The organism is Micromonospora sp. NPDC050695 (assembly GCF_040654415.1).
In the GTDB taxonomy this organism is placed as follows: Bacteria; Actinomycetota; Actinomycetes; order Mycobacteriales; family Micromonosporaceae; genus Micromonospora.
In genome coordinates, this window is the sequence record NZ_JBFAHZ010000033.1 from 40,014 (window position 1) to 64,757 (window position 24,744).

Sequence of the window (24,744 nt, forward strand, 5' to 3'; positions counted from 1 at the left end):
CCATGCCCAAGCGGGTAACCACGGAACCCAGTCGCGATCGGGGCCCGGCGATCCTGGCACCGGCACGCTTCGGGGGCTTCCCCGGAGCGGTACGGGCGCCGATTCCCGGCAACTCGTTGATCAAGCTCCTCGCCACCACCGACCACAAGCAGATCGGCCTGCTGTACCTGCTGACCTCCTTCGGGTTCTTCCTGCTGGCCGGGCTACAGGCGATGCTCATGCGCGCCGAGCTGGCCCGTCCGGGGATGCAGTTCCTCTCCTCCGAGCAGTACAACCAGCTCTTCACCTCGCACGGCGCGGTGATGCTGCTGCTGTTCGCGACGCCCGCGGCCTTCGGCTTCGGCAACTTCATCGTGCCGATCCAGATCGGCGCGCCGGACGTGTCGTTCCCCCGCCTCAACGCGCTGGCCTACTGGCTGTACCTGTTCGGCGGGCTCATGGTGGTCGGCGGATTCCTCGCACCGGGCGGTTCGGCGGACTTCGGCTGGACGGCGTACACCCCGCTGAGCAGCGTGGAGAACAGCCCCGGCGTGGGCGCGAACATGTGGGTGGTCGGCCTGGTCGTCTCCGGGTTGGGCACGATCCTCGGCGCGGTCAACCTGATCACCACGATCCTGACCCTGCGCGCACCCGGGATGACCATGTTCCGGATGCCGATCTTCACCTGGAACATGCTGTTCACCAGCGTCCTGGTGATCCTGGTGTTCCCGCTGCTGGCCGCCGCGCTGCTGGCGCTGTCGGCCGACCGGCTGCTCAACGCGCACGTGTTCGACGCGGCGACCGGTGGCCCGATGCTCTGGCAGCACCTGTTCTGGTTCTTCGGCCACCCCGAGGTGTACATCATCGCGTTGCCGTTCTTCGGCATCATCACCGAGATCATCCCGGTGTTCTCCCGCAAGCCGCTGTTCGGATACACCGGCATCGTGCTGGCCACCATCGCGATCACCGTGCTGTCCATGACGGTCTGGGCGCACCACATGTTCGCCACCGGTCAGGTGCTGCTGCCGTTCTTCAGCATCCTCAGCTACCTGATCGCGGTGCCCACCGGTGTGAAGTTCTTCAACTGGATCGGCACCATGTGGAAGGGGCAGATCACCTTCGAGACGCCGATGCTGTTCGCCATCGGCTTCCTGGTGACGTTCCTGCTCGGCGGCCTCACCGGGGTGCTGCTGGCCAGCCCGCCGGTCGACTGGCACACCCACGACAGCTACTTCGTGGTGGCGCACTTCCACTACGTGGTGTTCGGCACCGTCGTCTTCGCGCTGTTCGGCGGCTACTACTTCTGGTGGCCGAAGATGACCGGGCGGCTGCTCGACGAACGCCTCGGCAAGGCGCACTTCTGGACCATGTTCATCGGCTTCCACGGGACCTTCCTGGTGCACCACTGGCTGGGCAACGAGGGCATGCCCCGCCGGTACGCCGACTACCTGCCCAGCGACGGTTTCACCACGTTGAACACTGTCTCCAGCGTGTTCGCCTTCATCCTGGGCCTGTCCACCCTGTTCTTCATCTACAACGCCTGGAAGTCCTGGCGGTACGGGGCGATGGTGACGGTCGACGACCCGTGGGGCTTCGGCAACTCCCTCGAGTGGGCCACCAGCTGCCCACCGCCGCTGCGCAACTTCGACCGGATGCCCCGGATCCGCTCGGAACGGCCGGCGTTCGACCTCAAGTACGGCCCGCTCGTCGCCGACCTCGGCCGGGACCTGCCGCAACGCACCACCAAGCCACCACAGCACTTCGCCGAGGAGCTGCGCATGGAGCACCACGCTCCCGAGTCGCCCGCCGCCGAGGGCGCGCACGGCGCCCGCGACGCCGTCGACTACCAGCCGGCGCCGCGCTCCGGCGCCCGGCCGGTGGACGTGCCGGAGCCCGAGGGCGTACGCCGGCCGAGCTTCGAGCAGAGCGACGCGCCCAAGGACAGCGAGGACGCGCCCAAGCCGCACGAGCGGTGGCGGCACCCGCACAGCGACGGCAACCCCGAGGACCGCTGATCGGCGTAGGCCGGAAGAGGGCCGACACCTCGCGGGTGTCGGCCCTCGTCGCGTGCGATGGGCGGGTCAGTCCCGCGCGGGCGCCAGTCCGGCGGCGGTGAGCGAGCGGCGTACCGCGGGCTGCACCCGGGTCAGCCGCAGCGGCACCCCGGTCCGGGCGGCCGCGTCCCGGCCGGCCATCAACGCGGCGATTCCGCCCGCGTCGAAACCGCCCGCGCCGACCAGGTCGACGACGACCTCGCTGGGTTGACCGGTGACCGCCTCCAGCATGGCCCGGCGCAGCTGGTCCGCGCCGTCGCGGTCGACCTCGCCGCCGACCTCCACCACCACCCGGTCGCCGTTCTGCTTCACCGAGATCCGGGTCTTGCCCGGGTCCGGTTCGGCGGCGCCGTTCTGCCAGGGCGGCGGCGCGTCGGCGAGCATCGCCTGACGCAACCAGGTCAACGCCCGCGACAGCAGCCGGGACACGTGCATCTGCGAGATGCCGAACCGGGCGGCGATCTCCGCCTGGGTCTGGTTGCCGTAGAACCGCATGGCCAGGATGCGCCGCTCCCGCCAGGGCAGTCGGTGCAGCAGACCGCTGACCGTGACCCGGTCGTCGACCGATTCCAGCGCGTTGTCCGACTCGCCGACCAGGTCACCGAACTCGGCGGAGCTCTCGCCGCCGACCGGCGCGTTGAGCGAGGCCGGGCTGTAGCCGGCCGCCGACTCCAGCGCGGCGAGGATCTCCTCCTCCGGCGTCTCCAGCCGGGCCGACAGCTCGGCCACCGACGGCGCCCGGGACAGCTCGCTGGTCAGCGCGGCGGTGGCCTGCCCCACCTCGAGGATCAGGTCGCGCAGCCGGCGGGGCACGTGCACGCCCCAGGTGCGGTCTCGGAAGTGCCGTTTGATCTCGCCGACGATGGTGATCGCGGCGTACGCGGTGAAGGAGCCCCGTTCCGGGTCATAGCGGTCGACGGCGTTGACCAGCCCCAGGCGGGCCACCTGCTCAAGATCCTCCAGTGGCTCTCCGCGCCCCCGGTAGCGGCGGGCGAGCCGGCCGGCGAACGGCAGTGCGAAGCGGACCAGGTCGTCGCGTGCCTCTCCACGCCGCTCGGGCGGCAGCCCGGCGATCCGGGCCGCGTACGCCAGCGCCGCCGCGTCGAGGTCCTCCAGACCTCGCTCGGTGGGTGGTGGTGTGGTCGTGGTCGTGCTCGTCTGTCCGAACATCCGCGCCTCCCTCAGGAAGGTCCCCCGCCCGGATCGGGAAACCGGTCGTGCGCGTGGTCGAGCCACGCACCGGGCCGGAAAAGGTGGGTCAGTGACTGGGATGCCAGCGGGTGACAACGCCTGCACGCGACGCGATCAGGGCGTCGCAGCCAGCGATGTTCCCGCTCCGTAGGTACTCAATCACGGGACCCCGGGTTCGCGAGGATGTTTCGGCGTCCTCGCCTCAGGAGACCAACAACCCCTGGTGGCGGCCACTCTCGCCGAGGATGGAGAGGGCCTCTGCGGCCCCCAGGGAGGGCGGTGTGGGCAGGTCGTACGGCTGGGCGCGCAGCACCTCCGTGGCCCGGCGGGTCGGTACCGAGGTCACCGGGTAGCCGCGGGCCGCGGTGCGGTCCAATGCCCGACGACGCCGACCGAACCCGGCGACGGCCAGCCACTGCGGCAGGCCCGCCAGCGCGGGCGAGCGCATCCCGGGCGGTTCGGGCAGCACGTCCACGGAGGTGAACGCCTCGCTGCCGGCCAGCCACCACTCGGCCTCGTCGACGCTGCGCCGGGTGGCGTTCTCACACCAGTACGGCACCAGCCCCGCCCGCACCACCTGCCACGGATCGAGCAGCCGGCCGCACTCCACCACCAACCGGTCACCGGTCTTGCCGGCGGCGCGCAGCCAGCGCCGGTACAGGTCGGCGACCCCCGCGCTGAGCGCCGCCGGGCGAGGCACGAGCACCCGGTGCAGCGGGTGTTCGCGGCGGGCCGCCCAGTCCCGCGCGGACAACTCGAAGCCCGAGTCGACGCCGTGCTCGGCGTAACCGGACGGCGCGGACATCTGCGGTGGTTCCCACCGGGTGGCGTCACCGCCGACGGAACGCAGCACCTGCCGCAGCGCGTGGCTGTCCGGGTGGAAGTCCACCGGGTCCAGCCCGCTGGCCGGGCAGCCGACCTGGAAGCTGTGCCCCGCGCTGTGCTCCAGCACGGGCCAGGTCCGCGCGTCACGGACCAGCACGACCGGGGCGCCCGGGGCCAGCCGGTCGGCCAGGAACTGCCCGTACGCGGCCGGCAGGGCCTGCCAGGCGGCGGCCAGCGACACGGTCACCCCGGTCAGCGGTCCCCGGCTGGCCGGGCAGTGCACCTGGCGCAGGTGCAGGTCGGCGTTGCCGGCGAGCAGCCGGGTGGCCAGTGCCGCGCCGTGTTGCAGCGCGTCCGCCGGGCGGTCCACCGCGCCGTCGGTCCAGTGCACGGTCATCTCGAACCCGGCCGGGAGCCACGGAACGCCGAGGGCCACCGCGAGGTGCGCCGCCGCGCCGTGCGGCGACCCGATCAGCACCCCGGGGTAGCGCTGGCGCGGGTACTGGTCGACGAACCAGCGGGCCACGCGGGCGGCGTCCACCTCGTCGACCTGGGCGGCGGTGAGCGCGACCCGACCGGCGGCCCGGCTGACGGCGGCGCGGCGCACCGGCTCGGGCGCGCCGGGGAACCGGGACATCGGCCCGGCGTGCCCCAGGTCGGCGCAGTCCGTGCCGCGCAGCGCGCGGGCGGTGGCGGCGACCAGCACCCGGGCGGCGCTGCCCACGGCCACGACCCGGTCGCCGGCCAGACCGGCACCGTCGGCCATGAGCCCCTTGCGCACCTTGTGCACCGGCCCCACCTTGCCTCGTTCGCTCACCACGCGGCCCGGCTTCCCGTCCCGATGGGGTTCAAACGGGGCATCACCCTCCCGGCGGCACAATCCGCTGGTCGGCGGGGTGCGCCGGTCATCATCGGCGTTCGGTCGCTCGGGTTTCGGCGGAGCCAGGGTGGGCACTTCCGGGGCCATGCGCACCGACGACGCCAGCGAGCCCGCTGCCGCCACGATCACCCCGTACGAGGACGGACCGCTCCTGGTCCGCGGCGACTTCGCGCTGGTCACCCCCGACGGGGAGCGGATCGACGCCCGCCGGGGCACGGTGGCGTTGTGCCGCTGCGGCAAGTCGGCGCTCAAGCCGTTCTGCGACGGCACCCACAAGCTGGTCAACTTCCGCGCGGGCACGGCCCGCGAGGGCTGAGCCGCCGCTCCCCGCCCGTCGCCGTCCCGCGAACGCGCCGCCGCTGCGCCGGTCAGGCGACGGTGGGCTGCGCCGGCGGCACCATGGCGGTGGACGCCGTCGCGGTGAGCGAGACGGTGGGCGGCAGGGGCGGCGGTGCGACGGGTGAGACGGTGGGGACGGCGGAGCGCAACGAGCTGCGGCCGGCGGCCCAGCTGTCCAGCAGGTGCGCGGCGAACAGCCGGTCCACCGCGAGCCCGGCCGCCGCGCCGAAGAGCACGTCGGGGGCGAGGGCCGGCTCGGCGCGGACCAGGCCACCGCACAGGTCGTGCGCGGCGATCTGCTCGTGCACCGCGTCGGCCTCGACGTGCTCGTCGTAGAAGCGGGTGGCGACCTCGTCGAAGCCGAGCCGGCGCAGCCCGTTGCCGTAGCGGCGGTTGGGCAGCGAGGACGTCATCTCGAACGCGGCCAGGTGCCCGAGCAGCGCTCCCCGCAGGCGTCGGTGCAGCCCGAACAGCGACATCAGGTTGTTGGTCGCCAACGTCACGGCGGGCGCCGCGTCCAGGTGGGCGCCGTAGCCGGTGTCCAGGCCCAGACGGTCGAGGGTGCGCCGGAACAGCTCCGCGTGCATCCGGTCCAGCCGGCCATTGCCGTACTCGTCGGTCTGGATCTCCACGAGGGCGGCCTTGGCCTCCCCGTCGATGCGGGGCAGCGCCCAGCTGTGCGGGTCCGCCTCGCGCAGGTGGTAGACGGAACGGTGCACGACGAACTCGCGGAACTGGGCGAGGTCGGCCCGCCGCTGCAGGGTCGCGGCCAGCGCCGGCCCGTCGTCGGCCGCGACCAGCTCGGCCAGCCCGGCCGCCACCCCGGCGGCGGGCACCCGTGGGGCGCCGACCAGCCGGCGCAGCGCCGCCTCGAAGGGCCGCTCGGCGCGGGCGCGCAGGCCCAACAGCGTCGGCTGCCACTCCCAGTCCTCGTCGACGCCCCGCCAGCCGCGGTAGTGCAGCTCGTAGCAGAGGAACAGGGTCAGTTGCAGGTCCTCGTCGGTGAGCGGGTCCGCCGGGTCGAGGTCGGCGCCGAGGCTCGCCGGCAGGTCGTGCGGAGCACGCCGCAGGGCGTCGGTCACCGCCGCGGACAGCGCACCGCGCGGCTGCGGCAGGGGCGCGGGACCGTAGCGGCGGTCGGTGGGCTCCGGCATGTGTCCTCCAGCGTCGTCGGCCGGTACTGATGCCCCTGAGCAGGACGCCTAAACGAGATCCTGCGCGGCCACCGTACGTTCGGTCTGCTCCCGCACCTTCCGGGCGGCCGCCCCGTCGGCGTACAGGCCGCGCAGGTCGGCGAACGCCGGCTCCGGCGGCGCCAGCGGCACCGCCGGGTCGACGACGGCCTCCAGTACGCAGGGACGGTCCGCGGCGAGGGCCTCGTCCCAGGCCGCGCCGATCAGTTCCGGGCGGTCCACCCGGACGCCGTGCAGCCCGAGCAGCCGGGCCCAGCCGGCGTACGGCACGTCGGGTCGGCGCTGGGTGGGGTCGCCGGACGGCTGCCGCCCGCCGCCCATGCCGTTCTGGTCCCGGTTGTTGAGCACCAGCACCACCAGTCGCGGGTCGCGCCACGACTGCCAGTGGTGCGACACGGTGATCAGCTCGGCGAGTCCGTTGAGCTGCATGGCGCCGTCGCCGACCAGGGCGACCACGGGTTGGTCGGGTACGGCCAGCTTGGCGGCCACCGCGTACGGCAGGGCACAGCCCATCGAGCCGAGGGTGCCGCAGAGCTGCGCGTTCACCCCGGGCGGCAGGGCGAGGTGCCGGGCGTACCAGTAGAGGACCGAGCCGACGTCGACCGCGACCGAGCCGACGCCCGGCAGCCGGCTGGACAGCTCCTGGAGTACGAGCTGCGGGTTGATCGGTTCGGCCGGCGCTGCGGCCCGGTCGGCGGCCTCGGCCCGCCAGCGGTCCACCGAGTTCTCCACGGTGGCCCGCCACTGCGGGTTGGGTCGGTCGGGCACCCGGGCCAGCAGTGCCCGCAGCGTCTCGGCGGCGTCGCCGACCAGCGGCACGTCGGCCGGGTAACGGGTGCCGATGCGCCGGCCGTCGATGTCGATCTGCACCGTGCGGGTCTGCCCCGGCATCGGGAAGTAGTCCGTCCACGGGTCGTTGGTGCCGACCAGCAGCAGCGTGTCGCAGCCGCCCATCAGCTCCGCCGCGGCCGGGGTGCCGACCTCGCCCAGCACCCCGGCGTGGAACGGCAGCCGCTCGTCGAGGACCGGCTTGCCCAGCAGCGAGGTGGCCACCCCGGCACCGAGCCGGTCGGCCAGCTCGACGATCTCCGCGGCGGCGCCCCGCCCGCCCTGGCCCACCAGGATCGCGGTGCGCTGACCGCTGCCGAGCAGCTGCGCCGCGGCTTCCAGGTCCACCTCGTGCGGCAGGACGCGGGCCAGCGGCTCACCGGGCGTCGCCGAGATCACCCCGACCGCGTTGGTCTGCAGGTCGGGCACCAGGGCCTCCTGCAGATGCCGGGGCAGCACCACGCAGGTCGGGCTGCGGGTCGCCGCCGCCGTACGGAACGCCTGGTCCAGCAGCCCCGGTACGTCCTGCGGACTGCGGCCGTAGCGGACGAACTGGTTGCACACGTCGGCGAAGAGCCGGCTCAACCCGATCTCCTGGTGTGCGCCGCCGAGCGGCCCGGAGATGTCCTCGCCGACGATCGCCACGACCGGTTTGCTGTCCAGTTTGGCGTCGTACAGGCCGTTGAGCAGTTGGACCGCGCTGGGTCCCTGGGTGGCCAGGCACACGCCGATGCCGCCGGTGAACTTGGCGTGCCCGGTGGCCATGAACGAGGCCGTCTCCTCGTGTCGGGCCGGGATGAACGCCGGGTCGCCGCCGGTACGCTCCAACGCCTCGATGATCGGCGCGATCGCCTCGCCCGGGTATCCGAACACGCGGGGTACCCGCCAGGCCAGCAGCCGCTGCACGACGAGGTCGGCCACGTACCGCTCAGCCATTGCCGCGCCCCGGAGTGCTGGGGTCGACGTAGCGCAGCACCGCGCCGACGCCGTCGGCGAGTTCGGGTGCCTCGTCCGGGCCCAGCACGGTCAGCGCCGCGTCGGTGCCGACGAGGGCCCGGATCAGCGCCGCGTCGGCGCGGACCCGCTGCGGGTCGGCCACCGACATGGCGGCCAGTTGCCCCGCGTCGACGGCGATCTCGGTGGGTTCCGGGCCGATCCACAGCTCACCGTTGGCCGACGGGTCGTCGACGATGATCATGGTGTCCACCTGGTTGCGTTGCAGCGCGGAGACGACCGCGTCGAGACCGGCGCCGACGTCCTCCTGCACACCGAACTTGTCCAGCGCGGCGGCGATCCGCTGGTCGGCGACCTCCGCGATGGTCTGCACGGTGAGGTCGTCGAGCAGGCTCTGGTCCGCGCCGCCAGCCCGGGAGCCGGCGTCGGTGCGGACCACCAGGTCCTGCCAGCGCTCGGGCATCTGGGCGGCGATCATGCCGGTGGCCCGTACGTCGCCAGCGACCACCACCACGTCCGCGCCGACCTTGTCGGCCAGTTCCACGGTCGCCGCGGTGACGTCGCCGGCGTTCTGGTGCCACGCCTCCATGGCGGCGCGCTGGTACCGCGACTGGGACCAGCCGCCGGGCTGCACGCGACGCAGCGGGAAGCTCGCCCGGCCGGCGACGTGCGCCCGTCGGGGCACCCCGCCGGCGCTGACGGCCATCGCGTCGGCGCCGACGCGGTCGGCCACCACCCGCACCCAGGCCACCTGTTCGCCGCGCTGGGCGAGCAGCGGCATCACGTGCGGGAGCGGCCCGCACGTGGCCAGGTCGCGCAGTGGCGGCGCGGACAGGTACTCGGAGAGCACCACCCGGCCGTGACTGGCGAAGACCGCGAGGCCGTAGTCCCCGACCATCGGGTCGTGTCCACGGATCACGCGGTCCAGCGCGGCGATGCTCGCCTCGTCCGCCCCCTGCTCACTGAGGCGACTCTGCAGGGCACGCCAGCGCAGGTCCAGCGCGGGATGGGCGTCCTCCGTGTCGGCGGAGGCATCCAGGTACACCGAGCACCACGGCCCGGGATGGTCGTAGAGCGGGCGCAGGAAGGACAGCTGCATGCTCGACCCCTTTCCAGCTCGGCCCCCCGCTTACCCTGCTCGCCCGGGATGTCACCTCACGGCCGTGAGCCCGTGACCAGGTTTCATTCACGTCGTTCAACCGGCGAGATCGATACGATCAGTGAACGGAAGCGGACTCTCGGTGGTGGAAATGGACAGCGGACTCGATACCCGACGCATCGTGCACCCGACGGAGCGGATCGTCACCGGACGGTTGATCCGCCTGCTCGACGGCTACACCCGCGAGGTACGCATCGGTCAACCGGTGCTGGTGGCCGTGCTCTCCGCAGCGGCTGTCGCCCGGCTCCCCGCGCTGCTGCTGCGCTCGCTGTTCTCGTTCGGCGGTGGAGGCACCCGGCGGCGCTGGAAGCAGTTGAAGCAGGGTCCGGAATACCTGGTGACGCCGGTCCGGCTGCGCAACACCGCCGGTCAGCTCTGCGAGGTGGAGTTGCACGGCCACCTGCCGCAGAGCGCGCTGCACCCGGCGGACCATCTCCAGCTCACCCTGCGCCCGCAACGTGACCCGGAGCTGCCGCCCCGCATCGAGCGGATCGTCAACCTCACCACCGGGCAGTTGCTCACCCCGCGTACCGCGACGCTCTGGTCGCATCTCGGCCCGCCGCTGCTGTTGCAGGCGATGCTGGGGGCGATGCTGCTCATCGGCGTCGTGGCCTGTTCGGCGCTGACCTGACCGCTGGGGCCGGGAACCCGGCCCGAGTGCGGGAAGGGTCAGCCGACCGGGGCGGGCTCGCGGGCCGGTTCGCGGTCGACGCCGAGCATCCCCCGGCGGCGGGCCCAGCGCTCGTAGGCCAGGGTGGCGAACGGCGGCACCGCGCTGGCCAGCGCCACGACCGTCGCGAGCAGGCTCCACCGGTGCAGCCGGGCGACCGCCAGCACCAGCAGGACGTACGCGACGAACAGGCCGCCGTGGATCGGGCCGAAGATCTTGACGCCCAGCTCGTTGCCGGGCGGACCGTACTTGACGGCCATCCCGATGAGCAGGGCCAGCCAGGAGCACGCCTCGGCGATCGCCGCCGCGACGAACAGTCGGGTCACCTTCTCGCGCATCCCCACGCCACCACCTTCCGGGGCGCAATGCTAGCTGGGCGCCTCAGCTGGGTAGGAAAGAACCATCGGGTCTTCCCCCGCCCGCCGATCACGTGCGAGGTTAGGGGGACCAGCGGTGACAGGGTGGTGACCATGGGCGAGGACGTCGGCGTGCGAACCTTCAGTCGGGAGGATCGGGCCCGCTATCGCGAGAAGGTCCGCCGCTGCCTGGATGTCTTCGCCGAGATGTTGCGCGAGTCGCGGTTCGACGTCGACCGGCCGATGACCGGCCTGGAGATCGAGCTGAACCTGGTCGACGAGGCGTCCAATCCGGCGATGCGCAACGCCGACGTGCTGGCGGCCATCTCCGACCCGAGCTTCCAGACGGAGCTGGGCCAGTTCAACGTCGAGATCAACGTGCCTCCGCGTCGACTGACCGGCACCGGCACCGCGGACTTCGAGGAGACCGTGCGGGCCAGCCTCAACGCCGCCGAGGTGAAGGCCCGGACGATCGGCGCGCACATGGTCATGATCGGGATCCTGCCGACGTTGCGCCCCGAGCACCTGACCGCCGAGACGCTCTCGGCCAATCCCCGCTACAAGCTGCTCAACGAGCAGATCTTCGCGGCCCGCGGTGAGGATCTGCCGATCGCCATCAGCGGCGTGGAACGGTTGGCGGTCACCGCCGACACGATCACCCCGGAGGCCGCCTGCACCAGCACGCAGTTCCACCTGCAGGTCAGCCCCGCCCAGTTCGCCGACTACTGGAACGCCGCCCAGGCGGTGGCCGGCATCCAGGTGGCGGTGGGCGCGAACTCACCGCTGTTCTTCGGCCGGGAGTTGTGGCGCGAGACCCGGATCCCGCTGTTCCAGCAGGCCACCGACACCCGGTCGGAAGAGATCAAAGCCCAGGGGGTACGCCCCAGAGTCTGGTTCGGCGAGCGGTGGATCACCAGCGTGTTCGACCTGTTCGAGGAGAACGTGCGCTATTTCCCGGCACTGCTGCCGGTGTGCGACCCGGAGGACCCGACGCAGGCCCTCGCGGCCGGTGAGGTGCCCAATCTCGCCGAGTTGCGCCTGCACAACGGCACCATCTACCGGTGGAACCGCCCGGTGTACGACGTGTCGCGCGGCCGACCGCACCTGCGGGTGGAGAACCGGGTGCTACCGGCCGGCCCCACCGTGCTGGACACCATCGCCAACGGGGCCTTCTACTTCGGACTGGTCCGCGCCCTCGCCGAATCGGACCGGCCACTGTGGTCGCAGATGTCGTTCAGCGCCGCCGAGGAGAACTTCACCAGCTGCGCCCGGCACGGCATCGACGCGCAGGTGTTCTGGCCCGGTCTCGGCTACCTGCCCGTCACCGAGCTGGTGCTGCGCCGGTTGCTGCCGATGGCGCATCACGGCCTGGACCGGTGGGGGCTCGACCCGGCCGAACGCGACCGACTGCTCGGCATCATCGAGCAGCGCTGCCTGACCGGCCGCAACGGGGCGAGCTGGCAGGTGGAGACGCTGCACCGGTTGGAGTCGGCCGACCACCTGGACCGGCCGGCGGCGCTGCGCGAGGTGGTCCGCCACTACGTGGATCTCATGCACAGCAACCGCCCGGTGCACGAGTGGCCGATCCCCTGAGGAGGGCCTACTCCCGCGGGCGGACCCACGGGGACGGGTCGTCGCGCAGCCGGCTGTAGAGGTAGCCGTCCTGCCACCGGCCCGCCCGAAACTCGCAGGCACGCACCACACCGTCGAGCTGGAAGCCGGCCTTCTGCAGTGACCGCTGCTCGGCGACGTTCTCCGGGTGGGTGCCGGCCTGGATGCGGTGCGCCGGGGTGTGCGCGAACAGGTAGTCGCAGAGCAGCGCCTGCGCCCGCCAGCCGACGCCCCTGCCCCGCCACTCGGGGAGCAGCACGATCCCGACCTCCCAGTACGAGGCCCTGCCGCCGTAGCGGCCGGACAGGTAGCTGACGAAACCGGCGGCGTGGCCCTGCTCGACCTCGACGATGAGGCGCCCGTCGTCGACACCCAGCCAGCCGTCGACGGCGAAGCGCCGCACGGGCGCGCCCGGGTCGCGGAAGCCGGCCCAGTCGAGCCCGATCAGGCCGGGCTCGACGCAGAACCGCCGGAACATCGCCAGGTCGGCCTCGCCCACCGGCCGCAGCCGAACGGCGAGCCCGTCCCTCGTGGATGCTGCCGGGTCCGCACTCTCCATTCACGACACGCTAGCCGCCCCGACGCGCGGGCGTGGGCCCCGCAGGGCCATCGATCCGGCCGACCAGGACCCTCGACGCCGGCCCGGTGGTGCTGACCTGCTCCGCGTCGGCGGCGATCAACCGCGCGGCGTGGGCACCCCGAAGAGATCGATGATGCCGCCGGGCAGCTGGGCGAGCAGGTCGTGCCGATCGTCGTCGTCGAGCGCCTCGGCGACGGTGCGCAACACCGCCTGAGCGTGTTGACGCACCTGGTCCGCGTCCGCGACCTGCTCCCGGTCGCCGACGTGCTTGAGGAACTCGCCGATGTCCCACTTCCGGCCCTGCGGATTACGGGTGACGGACGTGTCCAGCCGATCCGGTAGCTGCGCCGCCAGGTTGTCGGCCTCCCGTCCGGCGAGCCGTTCACCGAGCACCGACAAGACGGCCTGCACCGACCGCACGGCCTCGTTCTCCCCGAGGCCCGCGCGCTGCCGTACCGTGGCGATCATCTGCTCGTAGTCCATGACCCGCTCCTTCGGTTTCCCTCGGTGTTGAGGCCTGCCGTTGGACGAACGGGGCGAGTTCCCCGGCTCGCTGACCACAAACGGGTGCGCACGCCGAGCCGGACGTCGCGGCAGCCGGCGGGCAGGGCCTCAGATCTCGCCGCGAACCAGGCGCAGCAGGCGGTCGAGGACATGGCGTCCGCTCACCCGCAGGCCGTCGTGCTCGTACTCGTTGGTGACCCAGGGGCGCAGGCCGCGCACCGCTCGCGCCGTGACCAGCGAATCGTCCGTGTCGACGTACATGTCGTCGTGGTAGATCGCGGCGGCGACCGGCACCTCGTTGCGGGCCAGCTGCTCCGGGTCGTACAGGTCCGGCCAGTCCGTCCGCTGCGCCAGCAGCTCCGCCACCGCGCCGAGCGGGGCCAGCGCGGGATCGGTGTCGACCATCCACGGGTAGATCATCTCGCCGGTCAGCAGCACCGGCCGGTCCCCCGCCAACGCCCGGTCGACGTCGAACCGCGGGAACTCGGCCCGTACCCGCTGGGCCGCCCACCCGGTGGCGTGCGGCGTCACCGCACGCTGGCCGTAGGTCGCCTCCTGCAACAGCGCGTAGAGCGGGCGGCCCGCGTACGACAGTTGGCGCTGCACCTCGGCAAGGAACGTGTCGGAAAGCTGCTGGTCGGGCATCCCGGGCAGGAAGGCGTCTTCGAGCAGATAGTGCAGGGCGTGCGAGCCGTCGCCGGCGCGCCTCGGCCAGGACCATTTCCAGCAGGGCCGCGCCGATCCCGCTGTCACGCAGTTCCGGCACCACGTACACCGCCTGCACGTCCCCGGTCCGGCGGTGCCGGTGCGTGGGTGCCGGTGCGTGGGTGCCGGTGCGTGGGTGCCGGTGCGTGGGTGCCGGTGCGTGGGTGCCGGCACCCGGTCAGCGACCATCAGCCAGGCTCCACAGGCACCGCACCCCCGGGGGGTCGGGCATCGCCACAGCGACCCACGCCCGCTCAGACCGTGAGGAGCACCTTCGTACAGTCGTCCTGCTTCTTCTGGAAGATCTTGTAGCCCTTGGGTGCGTCGCGCAGCGGCATCCGGTGGCTGACGATGAAGCTCGGATCGATGTCGCCGCGCCGGATGCGGTCCAACAGCGGTCGGGTGTAACGCTGCACGTGGCACTGACCGGTCCGCATGATCAGTGACCGGTTCATGAACGCGCCCATCGGGAACTTGTCGACGAAACCCCCGTACGCGCCGACGACCGCGACCACCCCGCCGGAGCGGCAGGCCAGGATCGCCTCCCGCAGCGCGAACGGCCGTTCCGTCTCGGTGCGGGTGGCCTGCTTGGCCCGGTCGTACGCGTACATGGCGGCGTTGCCGTGGTGGCCCTCCAGGCCGACGGCGTCGATGCAGGCGTCCGGCCCCCGCCCGGCGGTCATCTCGTTGAGCGTGTCGAGCACGTCGGCCTCGTCGTAGTTGATCGTCTCGGCGCCGGCGTGCTCCTCGGCCAGCCGCAGCCGGTACGGGAACCGGTCGATGACGATCACCCGTTCCGCGCCGAGCATCCGGGCGCTGGCGGCGGCGAGCAGCCCGACCGGCCCGGCACCCCACACGGCGATCACCTGCCCGGGCTTGATGTCGCACATCTCGGCGCCCATGTAGGCGGTGGGGAACACGTCGGCGAGCAGGACCGCCTGGTCGTCGGGGACGTCCTCGGGCACCTTGAGCGGGCCGACGTCGGCGAACGGCACCCGCGCGTACTCGGCCTGGCCGCCGGCGTACCCACCGAGCAGGTGCGAGTAGCCGAAGATGCCGGCCGGCGAGTGGCCCATGACCTTCTCGGCGATACCGGCGTTGGGGTTGGAGTTCTCGCACACCGAGTAGAGGCCACGCTGGCAGGAGGAGCAGTGCCCGCAGGCGATCGGGAAGGGCACGACCACGCGGTCGCCGGGCTTGAGATTGCGGACCTGCGGACCCACCTCGACCACCTCGCCCATGAACTCGTGGCCGAGGATGTCGCCCTTGCGCATGGCGGGGATGTAGCCGTGGTAGAGGTGCAGGTCCGAGCCGCAGATCGCGGTGGTGCTGATCCGGACGATCGCGTCCCGCGCGTTCATGATCGTCGGGTCGGGTACGTCGATCACCCGGACGCTGTCGGTGCCCATCCAGACGTTGGCCTTCATTCTCGGTCCCTTCGACGTTCGGGCGGTCAGCGGCGGGACGCCGGCAGCGGCTGCGCGGGACGCTGCATGGCCTGCTGGCGTACGGAGATGCCGTTGGGGCTGCCCTCGGAGCGGACCACCTCGCCGGTCTCCAGCACCTGCTTGAACCGGCGCAGGTCATCGCGGACCTGCTGCTCGGGCTCCTCGCCGAACAGCTTCGCCACCACCCGACCGAGCGCGCCGGCGGGCGGGGCGTAGCGCAGTCGCACCCGCACCTCCGTGCCCCGGTCGCCGGGGGCGGGCACGAAGGCGACCCGCCCGGCATTCGGCACACGGGTGCCCGGTAGCGACCGCCAGGTGATCGACCTGTTCGGTTGGTCGTCGACGATCTCGGCGCGCCACTCGACGCGGTGACCGGCCGGGCCACGGGCGATCCAGTGCGAGCGGCGCAGGTCGTCGACGTGCACCGACTCCAGGTGTGCCATGAACCGGGGCAGGTTCTCCATGTCCCGCCAGAACCGGTACGCCTCGGCGGGCGACCGGTTCACCGTCACCGCGACCTCCATCCGGATCACGCGGGCGCGGGCGCGACGGGCACGGCCGGCGCCGATCGCGGCGGCCACGTCCAGGGCGGCGATGCCGGCGATCGCGGCGGTGGTCAACGCCAGCCTGCGGCGTCGTTCGCCGCGTCGGTCGGCCATCGCCCGGCCGAGCAGGGTCAGGTCCAGCGCGTCGCCGGCCACCCTCGTCCACGCCCAGGCGGCGGGTCGACGACCGCTGAGCAGGCCGACGGCGTGCACCACCTCGCGCGCGCCGACGGCCGGGATCGCGGCCTGCGCGGCTGGCGAGTCGTCCACGCCGGTCAGCCGGGCGAGGGGGCGGGGCGCGACCAGGGCACCCACGCCCAGGGCCAGGCTCAGCAGGCCCAGCGTCCTCGGCAGTGCCGTCGGCACGGGCCCGTCCAGCTCCGGCAGGAGCATGGTGTCGACACGGTCCATCTCCGATTCCTTCCCGGTCGGCGTGACCGCCGGCGGACGGCGGATCGGCGGTGAGGTCCGCCCCCGTGACGCTATGCGGTACGTCCGCCCCATGAGCCCGGTTCGAGGTAGAACGTCCGATGTCACGACGGGAGCGTCCGGCTACCAGCGGCGCGACCGACGAGGGTGACCGCAACGCCGCGTTAGCAACGACCGACATCGGGTAGGCGATGTGCGCTTCCAACGGTGGCCGGGAGGTCGGATGACCGCGACCAGTGCCTTTTTCGAGCGGCTGGCCGTGGCCTGCCAGGATCCGCGCTTCAGCAAGGTGTGTGGGAGCGTCCGCTTCGACATCGGGGGCGGGGACCACCTGGAGCAGTGGCTGCTGATCATCGATCACGGCCACATGCGGGTGACGAGGAGCCCCGACCCCGCCACGACTGTCATCAGGGTGTCCGCGCAGGTCGCGGATGCGATGGCGCGCGGTGAGGTGAACGGTCTGGCGGCGATCACCCGGGGCGAGATCATGGTCGACGGTGACCTCGGTCTGGCGTTGCGGATCGGGCGGCTGTTTCCCCGGACACCCGATCCGCCCGCGCCGAACGGTTCGGAGACGGGACGGAGCTGATGAGGGACATCCCGGGCACGGTGGCGTGTATCGACGGGAACACGTTCATGGTGTCCGACGCCAGTGGCGACGTGGAGTCGTCGCCCGCCACCCCGGTCGGACTGTTCGCCGCCGACACACGCTTTCTGTCCCGCTGGGTGCTCACCGTCAACGGTGAGCGCCTGACCGCGCTGTCGGTGGACGACAGCCAGTACTACGAGGCGAGCAGGACGTCGAACTCGACGTACGGCTGGAGGTGGCGGGCGACTTCGCCGACATCTTCGAGATCAAGTTCGACATCGGCGACAAGGCCGGCAGTCACTACACCGAGGTTCGTCCGCACGAGTTGTGCCTGGGTTACCGGCGCGACACCTACCGGCGTGAGGTTGTCGTGTCGGCGAGTGAGCCGGTCGAGGTCGACCCGCACGGCCTTCGATTCGCCGTCCGGATACGCCCCGGCGAGCAGTGGTCGACGCGGCTGCAGGCCGCCCTGCGGGCGCTGCGGCCGGACGGCGTCGACCTGCGCTCCGCACTCCGGGTGCAACGGCCGGACGACTCCACCCTGCCGGCGAGCGTGCAGGCGTGGGTCGCGGCGGCACCGACACTGGACACCGAGAGCGTCGCCCTCCAGCAGGTGTACAACCGCAGCCTGGTGGACCTGGCGGCGCTGCGCTTCGCCCCGCTCTCGCTCGGCGGGGCGACCGTGCCGGCGGCCGGGCTGCCCTGGTTCATGACCCTGTTCGGCCGGGACAGTCTGCTGACCTGCCTGCAGACCCTGCCCGTCACACCGTCGTTGCCGACGCTGCGGATCCTCGGCTCGCTGCAGGGCGCCCGGACCGACGACGTGCTGGAGGAGGACCCCGGCCGCATCCTGCACGAGTTGCGCTACGGGGAGTCGGCCGCGTTCGAGGAGCAGCCACACTCCCCCTACTACGGCACGATGGACGCCTCGCCACTGTTCGTGGTGCTGCTCGACGAGTACGAGCGGTGGAGCGGCGACACGGCCCTGGTGATAGAGCTGGAGCAGGAAGCTCGCGCGGCTCTGGCGTGGATCGACCAGTACGCGGACCTGACCTCCACCGGCTACATCTGGTACGAGCGACGCAACCGCGCCACCGGCCTGGACAATCAGTGCTGGAAGGACTCGTGGGACAGCATCTCCTACGCCGACGGACGACTGCCCGGTTTCCCGAGGGCCACGTGCGAGACCCAGGGGTACGCCTACGACGCGAAGCTCCGCGGGGCGCGGCTGGGGCGTACGGTCTGGGATGACCCCGACTTCGCCGACCGGCTGGAGCGTGAGGCGGCGGCGCTGTACGACCGCTTCAACCGGGATTTCTGGCTGGAGGACCGCGGCTACTACGCGCTCGCGCTCGATCACGACGGCACTCCGGTGGACAGCCTGTCCTCCAACATCGGGCATCTGCTGTGGAGCGGGATCGTGCCACCGGATCGGGCCGCGCGGGTCGTGGAGCACCTGATGGGTCCGGCGCTGTTCTCCGGCTGGGGGGTGCGCACGTTCGCCGAGGGGCAACGGCGGTACAACCCTCTCGGCTACCACAACGGCACGGTCTGGCCGTTCGACAACTCCTTCATCGCGTGGGGTCTGCGCCGTTACGGGTTCTACGGTGAGGCGGCCCGCATCGCGGAGGGCATCCTCTCCGCCGCCACCTACTTCCAGGGTCGGCTGCCTGAGGCGTTCGGCGGCTTCGACCGTGAGACCACCCGCTACCCGGTCCGGTACCCGACCGCCGGCAGCCCGCAGGCGTGGTCCAGCGGGGCGTGCATGCTGCTCATCCGCACCATGCTCGGCATCAATCCTCACGAGGACCACCTGGTCGTGGCCCCGGCGCTCCCGTCCACCTTCGGGCGGGTGGCGCTCCTGGACATCCCCGGCCGCTGGGGCAAGGCGGACGCGTTCGCCCGTTACCGTACCGATCAGTCAGAGGAGCAGCTCGCCGCGAACTCCGGAAAATCGGAGCAGAATTCATTCTTGGAAGGTGTAATAATCGAGACGGGTTTCGTCGGTGAGCCGCTGACCAGGCAAGGAAGCTCCTCCGCACACTTAGGACAAAGTTAAGGCTGGACGGGCAATAAAGTGTTATCCGGGGCCGGCAACGCGGCGACCAGGAGACATTCGGACCACCCTCCTTAATTCTTTTTCCGCAGATTGATGCACGCTCCGGAACTGCTCATACTTCCTGTCGACAAGAGCTTTATCGTCGACTCGAAGGAAACCACTGGTAATGCGGACTCCCCCCGCGCATGTCGCACCGCCGGACCGGGCGCGCAAGCGTCGTCGCCTCACCCGCATCACGCTCGCCTCCGCGGTCGTTGCCGCGCTGGGCGGCAGCGGCATCTACATTGCCGGCGCCCAGGCCGAGGAGGTCGCCGTTCCCGGCCGGGTCCAGGCGGAGGCCTTCGCGGCGCAGTCCGGGGCGCAGACCGAGGGCACCGGCGACGCCGACGGTGGCCGCAACGTCGGCTGGCTGGCCAGCGGCGACTGGCTGCGCTACGACGGCGTCGCGATCACCGGCACCGACCTGACGGCCCGGGTCGCCTCGCACAACGCCACCGGCGGCACGGTCGAGCTGCACCTCGGCTCGCAGACCGGCCAGCTGCTGGCCAGCTTCCCGATCACGCAGACCGGCGGCTGGCAGAAGTGGACGACCGTCACCGCGAAGGCGTCCGGTGTGCCGGCCGGACCGCAGACCGTCTTCGCCGTCATGACGAGCACCTCGACATCGGACTTCGTGAACCTGAACTGGTTCACGTTCGGCCCCGCGACGGGCACGTCGCCGAGCACGTCGGCCGTCCCGAGCGCCTCACCCACGCCGAGTTCCACCCCCTCGACGTCCCCGTCGACGTCCGCGCCGGCCGGCGGCTGGGTGCCGGTCGACCAGGCCAAGTGGAGTAAGGAACTGGCCGCCTTCAACGCCATCAGGCCGAAGGCCGTGCCGCCGGGCACCACCCGGGTTCCCGAGTTCCACACCGACTGCGGCGTCGCGAACTCGGCCCCCGACGACCCGATCGTCCTGCCCGGCCTGTCGGGCGCCTCGCACATGCACACCTTCTTCGGCCCGAAGATCGACGCCTTCACCACGACGGACAAGCTGTTCTCGGCGGCGAACACCTGCAACGCCCCGGGAGACAAGAGCGCCTACTGGACCCCGGAGCTGCGCAAGGACGGCAAGCCCGTCCCGATCAAGAGCATGCGCATCTACTACGGCTCGCGGGTCAAGGACCCGTCGACCGTCAAGCCGTTCCCGCCGGGCCTGGTGGTGGTCGAGGGCGACGCCAAACGGCAGGTGGACACCCCGAAGAACGCCGGCAGCAACCAGTTCTGGTGCGCGGGCAGCGCCGAGATCGGCCGCAGCGCCGACGGCAACTGGCCGCGGTGCGCCCCGGGCGGCAACCTGATCTTCCAGCTCGTGTTCAAGGACTGCTGGGACGGCAAGAACATCGACTCGCCCGATCACAAGCCGCACATGGGCGACCCGGTGAACGGTGTCTGCACCGGCAAGTACCCGGTGGCGGTGCCGGACCTGTCCTTCATGGTGAACTACCAGTCGCTGGGCGGTGACGGCCTCAGCCTCTCCTCCGGCAAGCCGTCGTCCATGCACGGTGACTTCATGAACGCCTGGGAACCGGATCGCCTCGGTGACCTGGTGAAGTCCTGCCTCAACCAGAACGCCAAGTGCGGCATCGACACGACGTTCGCCGGCGGCTGACCACCGCCCCCGCAGCACCATCGTCGGACGGCCCCCACGCCTCAGCGTGGGGGCCGTCCGACGCGAGTCGCGCTGTCCCCGCACCGCACCGTCGAGCCCGTCACGGGTCTCGCGGGACAACCGGATACGAACGGCGACCTGACCGGTTCCTGACATGCCTGCGCCAGGGTGTACCGCGTCAACTACGCAACCCAGGAACGAGGCAATCATGGTGAGGTACCGCAGGCTGTCACTGGGAGTCGCCGCGGCCGTCGTGGTGCTGACCACCGGATGCTCCTCCGACGGCGCGACGCCCGGTGCCCCCGACGTCGCCACGCTGGAGACATCGTCCGCCGCCGCGCCGGCTCCGAGTGCGTCGCCGACCGGGGAGGCCCCGAGGTTTCGACTCGACGACACCGAGTCGGACAGGGCCGCCAAGATGAAGCCGTACACCACCTGCATGAAGAGCCACGGCGTCGATGTGATGGCCATCCGGCAGAAGAAGGTCCCGGCCCCCGGCGACACCGTCACGCAGGCCGCCAACAAGGCGTGCGATCCCCTGTACCCTCGCCAGCCGTGGGAGAAGGACCCCACCAACCCGAAGGCGCGGGATTTCGTGTACGCCGTCGTAAAATGTCTGAAGGCCAAAAACGTCGACGTTGAGCCGTCGGCCGACGGGTTGAGCTACGGCTTCGCCGGATCCGCCGATGACCCGGGTGCGGCCGGCGCCGGTCTTGATCTTGCCATCGCCTGCGAGCGGGACGTGGCGCAACACGCCACCTACTAGGGGGCTCGTGTGCCGCCACGCCCTCCAAACCGGGGCGGGCACCATTGTGGAGGGTGAGCTGATAGGAAGAAGGTTCTCATCCCCACCCTCTGGGAGATCATCGTGGCGCCTTCCCCCCTGTCTCGCCGTTCACTGCTGGTCGCCGGTGGCGCCGTCGTCGCGCTCGGCGCGGCGGGGGCGAGCCCGTCCGCTGCCGCGCCCACCACGGCCGACGACCCGATCGGTACGCCGGCCGAGGCGCTGCGCAACCTGCTCGCCGGCAACCGGCGGTTCACCTCCGGGCACGGCCGGCACCCGCACCAGGGCCTGGCGGACCTGCACCGGCTCGCCGCCGGCCAGCACCCGTTCGCCATCACCGTCGGCTGCGCGGACTCCCGGGTGGCGCCGGAGGTGCTCTTCGACCAGGGGCTGGGTGACCTGTTCGACAACCGGGTCGCCGGCAACATCGTCGACGACCTGCTGCTGGGCAGCGTCGAGTTCGCCGTGGAGGAGTTCGGCAGCCTGCTGATCGTCGTCCTCGGGCATGAGCGCTGCGGCGCGATCACCGCCACCATCGACGCCATCCGCACCGGCGGCGAGGCACCCGGACACATCGGCACCATCGTGGACAGCCTGCGCCCGGTGGTCCAATCGGTGCTGGACCAGCCCGGTGACCCGGTGGAGAACGCGGTCCGGGCCAACATCGCGGCCCAGGTGCGGGCCCTCTCGGCGCGCAGCTCCATCATCGCCGAGAAGGTGCACCAGGGCGCTCTGCGGGTGGTGGGCGCCCGCTACGACCTGGACAACGGGCGCGTGTCGCTGGTCGCCTGACGAGTCTCTACGGACCGGGTCGGTCGGGTTGGGGCGGTCGGGTCACTCCACCGTCCAGGCGATGGCGGGAGGGTGCACCCGGGCGCACAGCGGTCCGCCGCTGGCGTCGGTCAACCCGACCCGGCCGACCAGAGTCCCTGCGCCCTCGTGAGCGGCGCGCAGCAGTTCGGTCGGGACGTCGGTGAACATCAGCTTCGCCCTTCTGAACATCGCGAAGTCGCCGTCGGTCACGGCGCCCCAGCTCAGGTAGAGAAACCGTGCGCCGGGGCGGCCGTGCACCCACGGGCCGCCGACGTCCAGTGCCCCGTCGATCTCCCGGCTGGACACCTCGATGTGCCAGGTCGCCGTCGCCGCGTCGGCGGGCACCCGATCGACGACCTCGGCCCTGCGTTGGACGCCGACGTGCACGTTGCCGAGCCGCAGCGCGTCGGCCTCGGCGCCGGCGCGTCGCCCGGGCAGGTCGCTGGCGTCGATCCGGATGCGCATACCGCCGACTCTAGTTACCTGACCACGGGCCCTTCGCGGTGCCGGTCGACACCGGTCACGAGGGCAGCTTGCCGGCGGCTGCCCGGTACGTGCGCTCCTGTTCCCGGTGCCGCTCCTGCCACGGACCGATGGCCGTACCGGCGACGTACGTACCGACCGCCCAGCAGCCGAGGGCTATCAGCACCAGCACCACGAACGCCACCGTCTGCTCGAAGGAGGGCAGGGCTCCGGCCATGCCGAGGGACCGCTCCAGCAGCCGGTCGTGGCGGGCGTCGAGGTAGTCGGCCGCGCACGCCCCGCCGACGCCGATGAGGGCCAGCGCGGCACCGCCGCAGAGCACCATGACCCGGGGCGACCCGAACCAGGCGGCGGGCGACCGGGGCGCCGGTGCGTACGCCGCACCGAGCCGGTACGCGGCCGGCGCGAGCCCGAACGTGGCACCCGACGCGCCCACCAGGATCTGGGCGCTCAGGATGCCCGCCACCGACGGGTCGTACCAGGCCCACGCCAGCCAGGCGAACAGCACGAGGAGCCCCGTCCAACCGGCGACGAACACCAGCACCCGCAGCACCGCCCCCGCTCGGGCCGCCGGGGTGGTCCGCGCCGCCTCGGCGGCACGCCACTGGTCGACCCGCAGCTGCGCGGCGCGGCGTCCGTCGGCGGCGCGTTGCCGCTCGACCTTCCGCCGGGCGTCCGCCGCCTCCAACTGGGCCCGCTCCGCCTCGTCGATGATTCGCGGCAGGCGGTCGGGACGGCGTGCCTCCCGTAGCGGGTGACGCGGTGGCAGGTCGGCGGGGACCCGCAGACCGCTGCCGGTGTCGAGCACCACCCGCATCCCGCCGACCAGATGGTCCGGCAACAGCGGCGCGATACCGGACGCGTTCCGCCGGTCGTCCAGCCCGTCGACGACCAGCACCAGCCGCTCACCACGCCGTGCGCACGCCTCGGCCGCCTCCGTGTAGCGGCCCAACAGGTGCGCCTTCCGGGTCGACCTGGTCAGATGGCCCGGCATCGACCCGTCGGTCAGCTCGGCCAACTGCTCCAGCACCACGTCGAGGAACGCGTCGTGGTTCTCCTGCTCGGTGCGGCCCTCGGGGACGAAGTACGACACCACCCGCACCCCCGGCGGTGGGTGCAGCACGAACCAGGCAAGTAGGGCCGTCATTCCGGCCTTGGGAAAGGCTTGCCACCGCAGGTAGGAGTCCGGTCCGTCGCCGGTGCAGAAGGCCACGAGGCGCGCCAGTTCGGCCTCCCGGTGCAGCAGTTGGGCCGGGGCGATCCGGCGGACCTCCGCCAGGTACGCCGACCGCACCACCGGACCGAAGATGTTGTACTGACGGTTGTTGTCGCCGACCTGCACGCCCTGGGCGTTCCGGGCGTCGACACCCCGCGAACGGTCGTCTCTCGGCTGGCCGCTGCGGCCCATCTGCCCGACCCGCCTCAGCGGAACGTGTTGTGCTGGGTGTTGGAGCTGCCGAGCTGGACGCCCTGCGCGCCGCGCAGGTCGGCATGCCCGATCTCGGTCCGCCCGCCGGCCGCCTCGGCCCGCGCCACCAGGTCCCGTGCGAGGCGGAGGATCTGCTCGTCCCGGTCGACGCCGGCGCGGACAAGATCCTCGATGAGGCGTACCTGCCCGACGCCCGAGATCGTCCCGTCCACCTCCAGCACCTGCAGCGCCTCCTGACCGCGGCCGGTCAACCTGCTTCGCACCAGACTCCGAAAACTGGCGGCGGTGTCCCGGATCACGGCGCTGGTCGCGTCGGTGACCACCGCCGTGGCGCCCGCCGTCAAGGCGGCGAGAACCAGTTCGACACCGTCCACGCGTTCCTCCGTCAGCGATTCGTCACCACGATGGCCCTATTGCACCATCCGCGTAACCCCTTGGGATGCCCGCGCCGGACGACGCGTCGGGTGGCCGGCCGGCGACGGCGGCCCGGCCGCTGCCGTTCGGGCAGGTGCAAGGGGGTGCGGGTGGCCGAGCACCCGTCGCCGGTGTCCGGATTGCGACATGACGAGAATCGCCGGGTGCACCTCGTCGCTAGTGCAGCAGGTCGCAAGTCCTGTTCGGGTTGAGTGTCCTGTGTTTGGTTACGCTTCGTAGTCGGCGAGGTGGACGAGGGCGGCCGTGTCGAA

At 71.8% G+C, this 24,744-nt stretch carries 22 protein-coding genes and 1 pseudogene; 9 read left to right on the top strand and 14 right to left on the bottom strand.

The features are described from left to right. The first annotated feature begins 2 nt into the window (after positions 1–2). Positions 3–1,994, top strand: coding sequence for a cytochrome c oxidase subunit I (gene ctaD, locus AB0H52_RS22260; protein WP_151489153.1), 1,992 nt, complete (start codon positions 3–5; stop codon positions 1,992–1,994). A 66-nt stretch (positions 1,995–2,060) separates the two neighbouring features. Here ctaD and AB0H52_RS22265 read toward each other — a convergent pair whose 3' ends face one another. After that, positions 2,061–3,203 carry a SigB/SigF/SigG family RNA polymerase sigma factor gene (locus AB0H52_RS22265; RefSeq protein WP_278122780.1) on the bottom strand — a complete coding sequence of 381 codons (1,143 nt, stop codon included), beginning with the start codon at positions 3,201–3,203 and terminating at the stop codon, positions 2,061–2,063. Between the two features lie 223 nt (positions 3,204–3,426). After that, entirely contained in the window at positions 3,427–4,815 is a 1,389-nt protein-coding gene (locus AB0H52_RS22270) for a hypothetical protein (protein WP_151489167.1), read from the bottom strand. 199 nt (positions 4,816–5,014) lie between these two features. Here AB0H52_RS22270 and AB0H52_RS22275 point away from each other — a divergent pair, with 199 nt between their 5' ends. Next, on the top strand, positions 5,015–5,245 hold the full coding sequence (locus AB0H52_RS22275; protein ID WP_151489166.1) for a CDGSH iron-sulfur domain-containing protein: 231 nt from the start codon (positions 5,015–5,017) through the stop codon (positions 5,243–5,245). A gap of 52 nt (positions 5,246–5,297) precedes the next feature. Here AB0H52_RS22275 and AB0H52_RS22280 read toward each other — a convergent pair whose 3' ends face one another. Genes AB0H52_RS22280 through AB0H52_RS22290 form a run of 3 tightly spaced genes read right to left on the bottom strand, consistent with a single transcriptional unit; the run spans position 5,298 to position 9,342 of the window. After that, positions 5,298–6,422, bottom strand: coding sequence for an iron-containing redox enzyme family protein (locus AB0H52_RS22280; protein ID WP_151489151.1), 1,125 nt, complete (start codon positions 6,420–6,422; stop codon positions 5,298–5,300). Positions 6,423–6,470: 48 nt separating this feature from the next. Then, positions 6,471–8,225 (bottom strand): thiamine pyrophosphate-binding protein, encoded by a 1,755-nt coding sequence (locus tag AB0H52_RS22285; RefSeq protein ID WP_151489150.1) that lies wholly within the window; start codon positions 8,223–8,225, stop codon positions 6,471–6,473. Then, positions 8,218–9,342 (bottom strand): Vms1/Ankzf1 family peptidyl-tRNA hydrolase, encoded by a 1,125-nt coding sequence (locus AB0H52_RS22290; RefSeq protein WP_357949686.1) that lies wholly within the window; start codon positions 9,340–9,342, stop codon positions 8,218–8,220. Before AB0H52_RS22290 ends, AB0H52_RS22285 begins: the two co-directional genes overlap by 8 nt. Positions 9,343–9,484: 142 nt before the next feature. Between AB0H52_RS22290 and AB0H52_RS22295 the strand changes: the two genes are divergently transcribed. Continuing rightward, complete coding sequence (locus AB0H52_RS22295) at positions 9,485–10,033, top strand: hypothetical protein (protein ID WP_357949708.1); 549 nt, start codon at positions 9,485–9,487, stop codon at positions 10,031–10,033. A gap of 38 nt (positions 10,034–10,071) precedes the next feature. Here the strand turns inward: AB0H52_RS22295 and AB0H52_RS22300 are convergent, their stop codons facing one another. Then, positions 10,072–10,410 (bottom strand): DUF3817 domain-containing protein, encoded by a 339-nt coding sequence (locus AB0H52_RS22300; RefSeq protein ID WP_151489165.1) that lies wholly within the window; start codon positions 10,408–10,410, stop codon positions 10,072–10,074. Between the two features lie 132 nt (positions 10,411–10,542). Here AB0H52_RS22300 and AB0H52_RS22305 point away from each other — a divergent pair, with 132 nt between their 5' ends. Continuing rightward, on the top strand, positions 10,543–12,021 hold the full coding sequence (locus AB0H52_RS22305) for a glutamate--cysteine ligase (protein ID WP_357949689.1): 1,479 nt from the start codon (positions 10,543–10,545) through the stop codon (positions 12,019–12,021). A gap of 7 nt (positions 12,022–12,028) precedes the next feature. On the opposite strand, the gene AB0H52_RS22310 is transcribed toward AB0H52_RS22305, so the two are convergent. The 5 genes from AB0H52_RS22310 to AB0H52_RS22330 form a co-directional block, all read right to left on the bottom strand. After that, positions 12,029–12,598, bottom strand: coding sequence for a GNAT family protein (locus tag AB0H52_RS22310; RefSeq protein ID WP_151489147.1), 570 nt, complete (start codon positions 12,596–12,598; stop codon positions 12,029–12,031). A 117-nt stretch (positions 12,599–12,715) separates the two neighbouring features. Continuing rightward, positions 12,716–13,102: a DUF2267 domain-containing protein gene (locus tag AB0H52_RS22315; protein WP_278122786.1), complete on the bottom strand. Its 387-nt coding sequence runs from the start codon at positions 13,100–13,102 to the stop codon at positions 12,716–12,718. 129 nt (positions 13,103–13,231) lie between these two features. After that, positions 13,232–13,876, bottom strand: a complete 645-nt coding sequence (locus tag AB0H52_RS22320) for a hypothetical protein (RefSeq protein WP_357949693.1) — start codon at positions 13,874–13,876, stop codon at positions 13,232–13,234. 206 nt (positions 13,877–14,082) lie between these two features. Continuing rightward, positions 14,083–15,255, bottom strand: a complete 1,173-nt coding sequence (locus AB0H52_RS22325; protein ID WP_151489145.1) for a zinc-dependent alcohol dehydrogenase — start codon at positions 15,253–15,255, stop codon at positions 14,083–14,085. A 26-nt stretch (positions 15,256–15,281) separates the two neighbouring features. Then, positions 15,282–16,232 (bottom strand): SRPBCC family protein, encoded by a 951-nt coding sequence (locus tag AB0H52_RS22330; RefSeq protein ID WP_151489144.1) that lies wholly within the window; start codon positions 16,230–16,232, stop codon positions 15,282–15,284. A 241-nt stretch (positions 16,233–16,473) separates the two neighbouring features. On the opposite strand from AB0H52_RS22330, the gene AB0H52_RS22335 reads away from it, so the two are divergent. The 5 genes and pseudogenes from AB0H52_RS22335 to AB0H52_RS22355 all read left to right on the top strand — a co-directional run bounded on the left by AB0H52_RS22335 (position 16,474) and on the right by AB0H52_RS22355 (position 22,125). Then, positions 16,474–16,839 carry an SCP2 sterol-binding domain-containing protein gene (locus tag AB0H52_RS22335; protein ID WP_151489143.1) on the top strand — a complete coding sequence of 122 codons (366 nt, stop codon included), beginning with the start codon at positions 16,474–16,476 and terminating at the stop codon, positions 16,837–16,839. 8 nt (positions 16,840–16,847) lie between these two features. Next, positions 16,848–18,757, top strand: a pseudogene (locus AB0H52_RS22340) (glycogen debranching N-terminal domain-containing protein); the annotation flags it as partial. Positions 18,758–19,064: 307 nt separating this feature from the next. Continuing rightward, positions 19,065–20,549: a DUF1996 domain-containing protein gene (locus AB0H52_RS22345; protein WP_357949697.1), complete on the top strand. Its 1,485-nt coding sequence runs from the start codon at positions 19,065–19,067 to the stop codon at positions 20,547–20,549. 208 nt (positions 20,550–20,757) lie between these two features. Further along, positions 20,758–21,315, top strand: a complete 558-nt coding sequence (locus AB0H52_RS22350) for a hypothetical protein (protein ID WP_151489141.1) — start codon at positions 20,758–20,760, stop codon at positions 21,313–21,315. A gap of 102 nt (positions 21,316–21,417) precedes the next feature. Continuing rightward, entirely contained in the window at positions 21,418–22,125 is a 708-nt protein-coding gene (locus tag AB0H52_RS22355; RefSeq protein ID WP_357949700.1) for a carbonic anhydrase, read from the top strand. 42 nt (positions 22,126–22,167) lie between these two features. Here the strand turns inward: AB0H52_RS22355 and AB0H52_RS22360 are convergent, their stop codons facing one another. Genes AB0H52_RS22360 through AB0H52_RS22370 form a run of 3 tightly spaced genes read right to left on the bottom strand, consistent with a single transcriptional unit; the run spans position 22,168 to position 24,432 of the window. Next, positions 22,168–22,611 (bottom strand): DUF5990 family protein, encoded by a 444-nt coding sequence (locus AB0H52_RS22360; protein ID WP_151489139.1) that lies wholly within the window; start codon positions 22,609–22,611, stop codon positions 22,168–22,170. A 55-nt stretch (positions 22,612–22,666) separates the two neighbouring features. Then, entirely contained in the window at positions 22,667–24,037 is a 1,371-nt protein-coding gene (locus AB0H52_RS22365; protein WP_357949703.1) for a hypothetical protein, read from the bottom strand. A gap of 14 nt (positions 24,038–24,051) precedes the next feature. Next, the gene (locus AB0H52_RS22370) at positions 24,052–24,432 is read right to left on the bottom strand and encodes a hypothetical protein (protein WP_151489137.1); all 381 of its coding nucleotides are present in this window, start codon (positions 24,430–24,432) and stop codon (positions 24,052–24,054) included. Between the last annotated feature and the right edge of the window lie 312 nt (positions 24,433–24,744).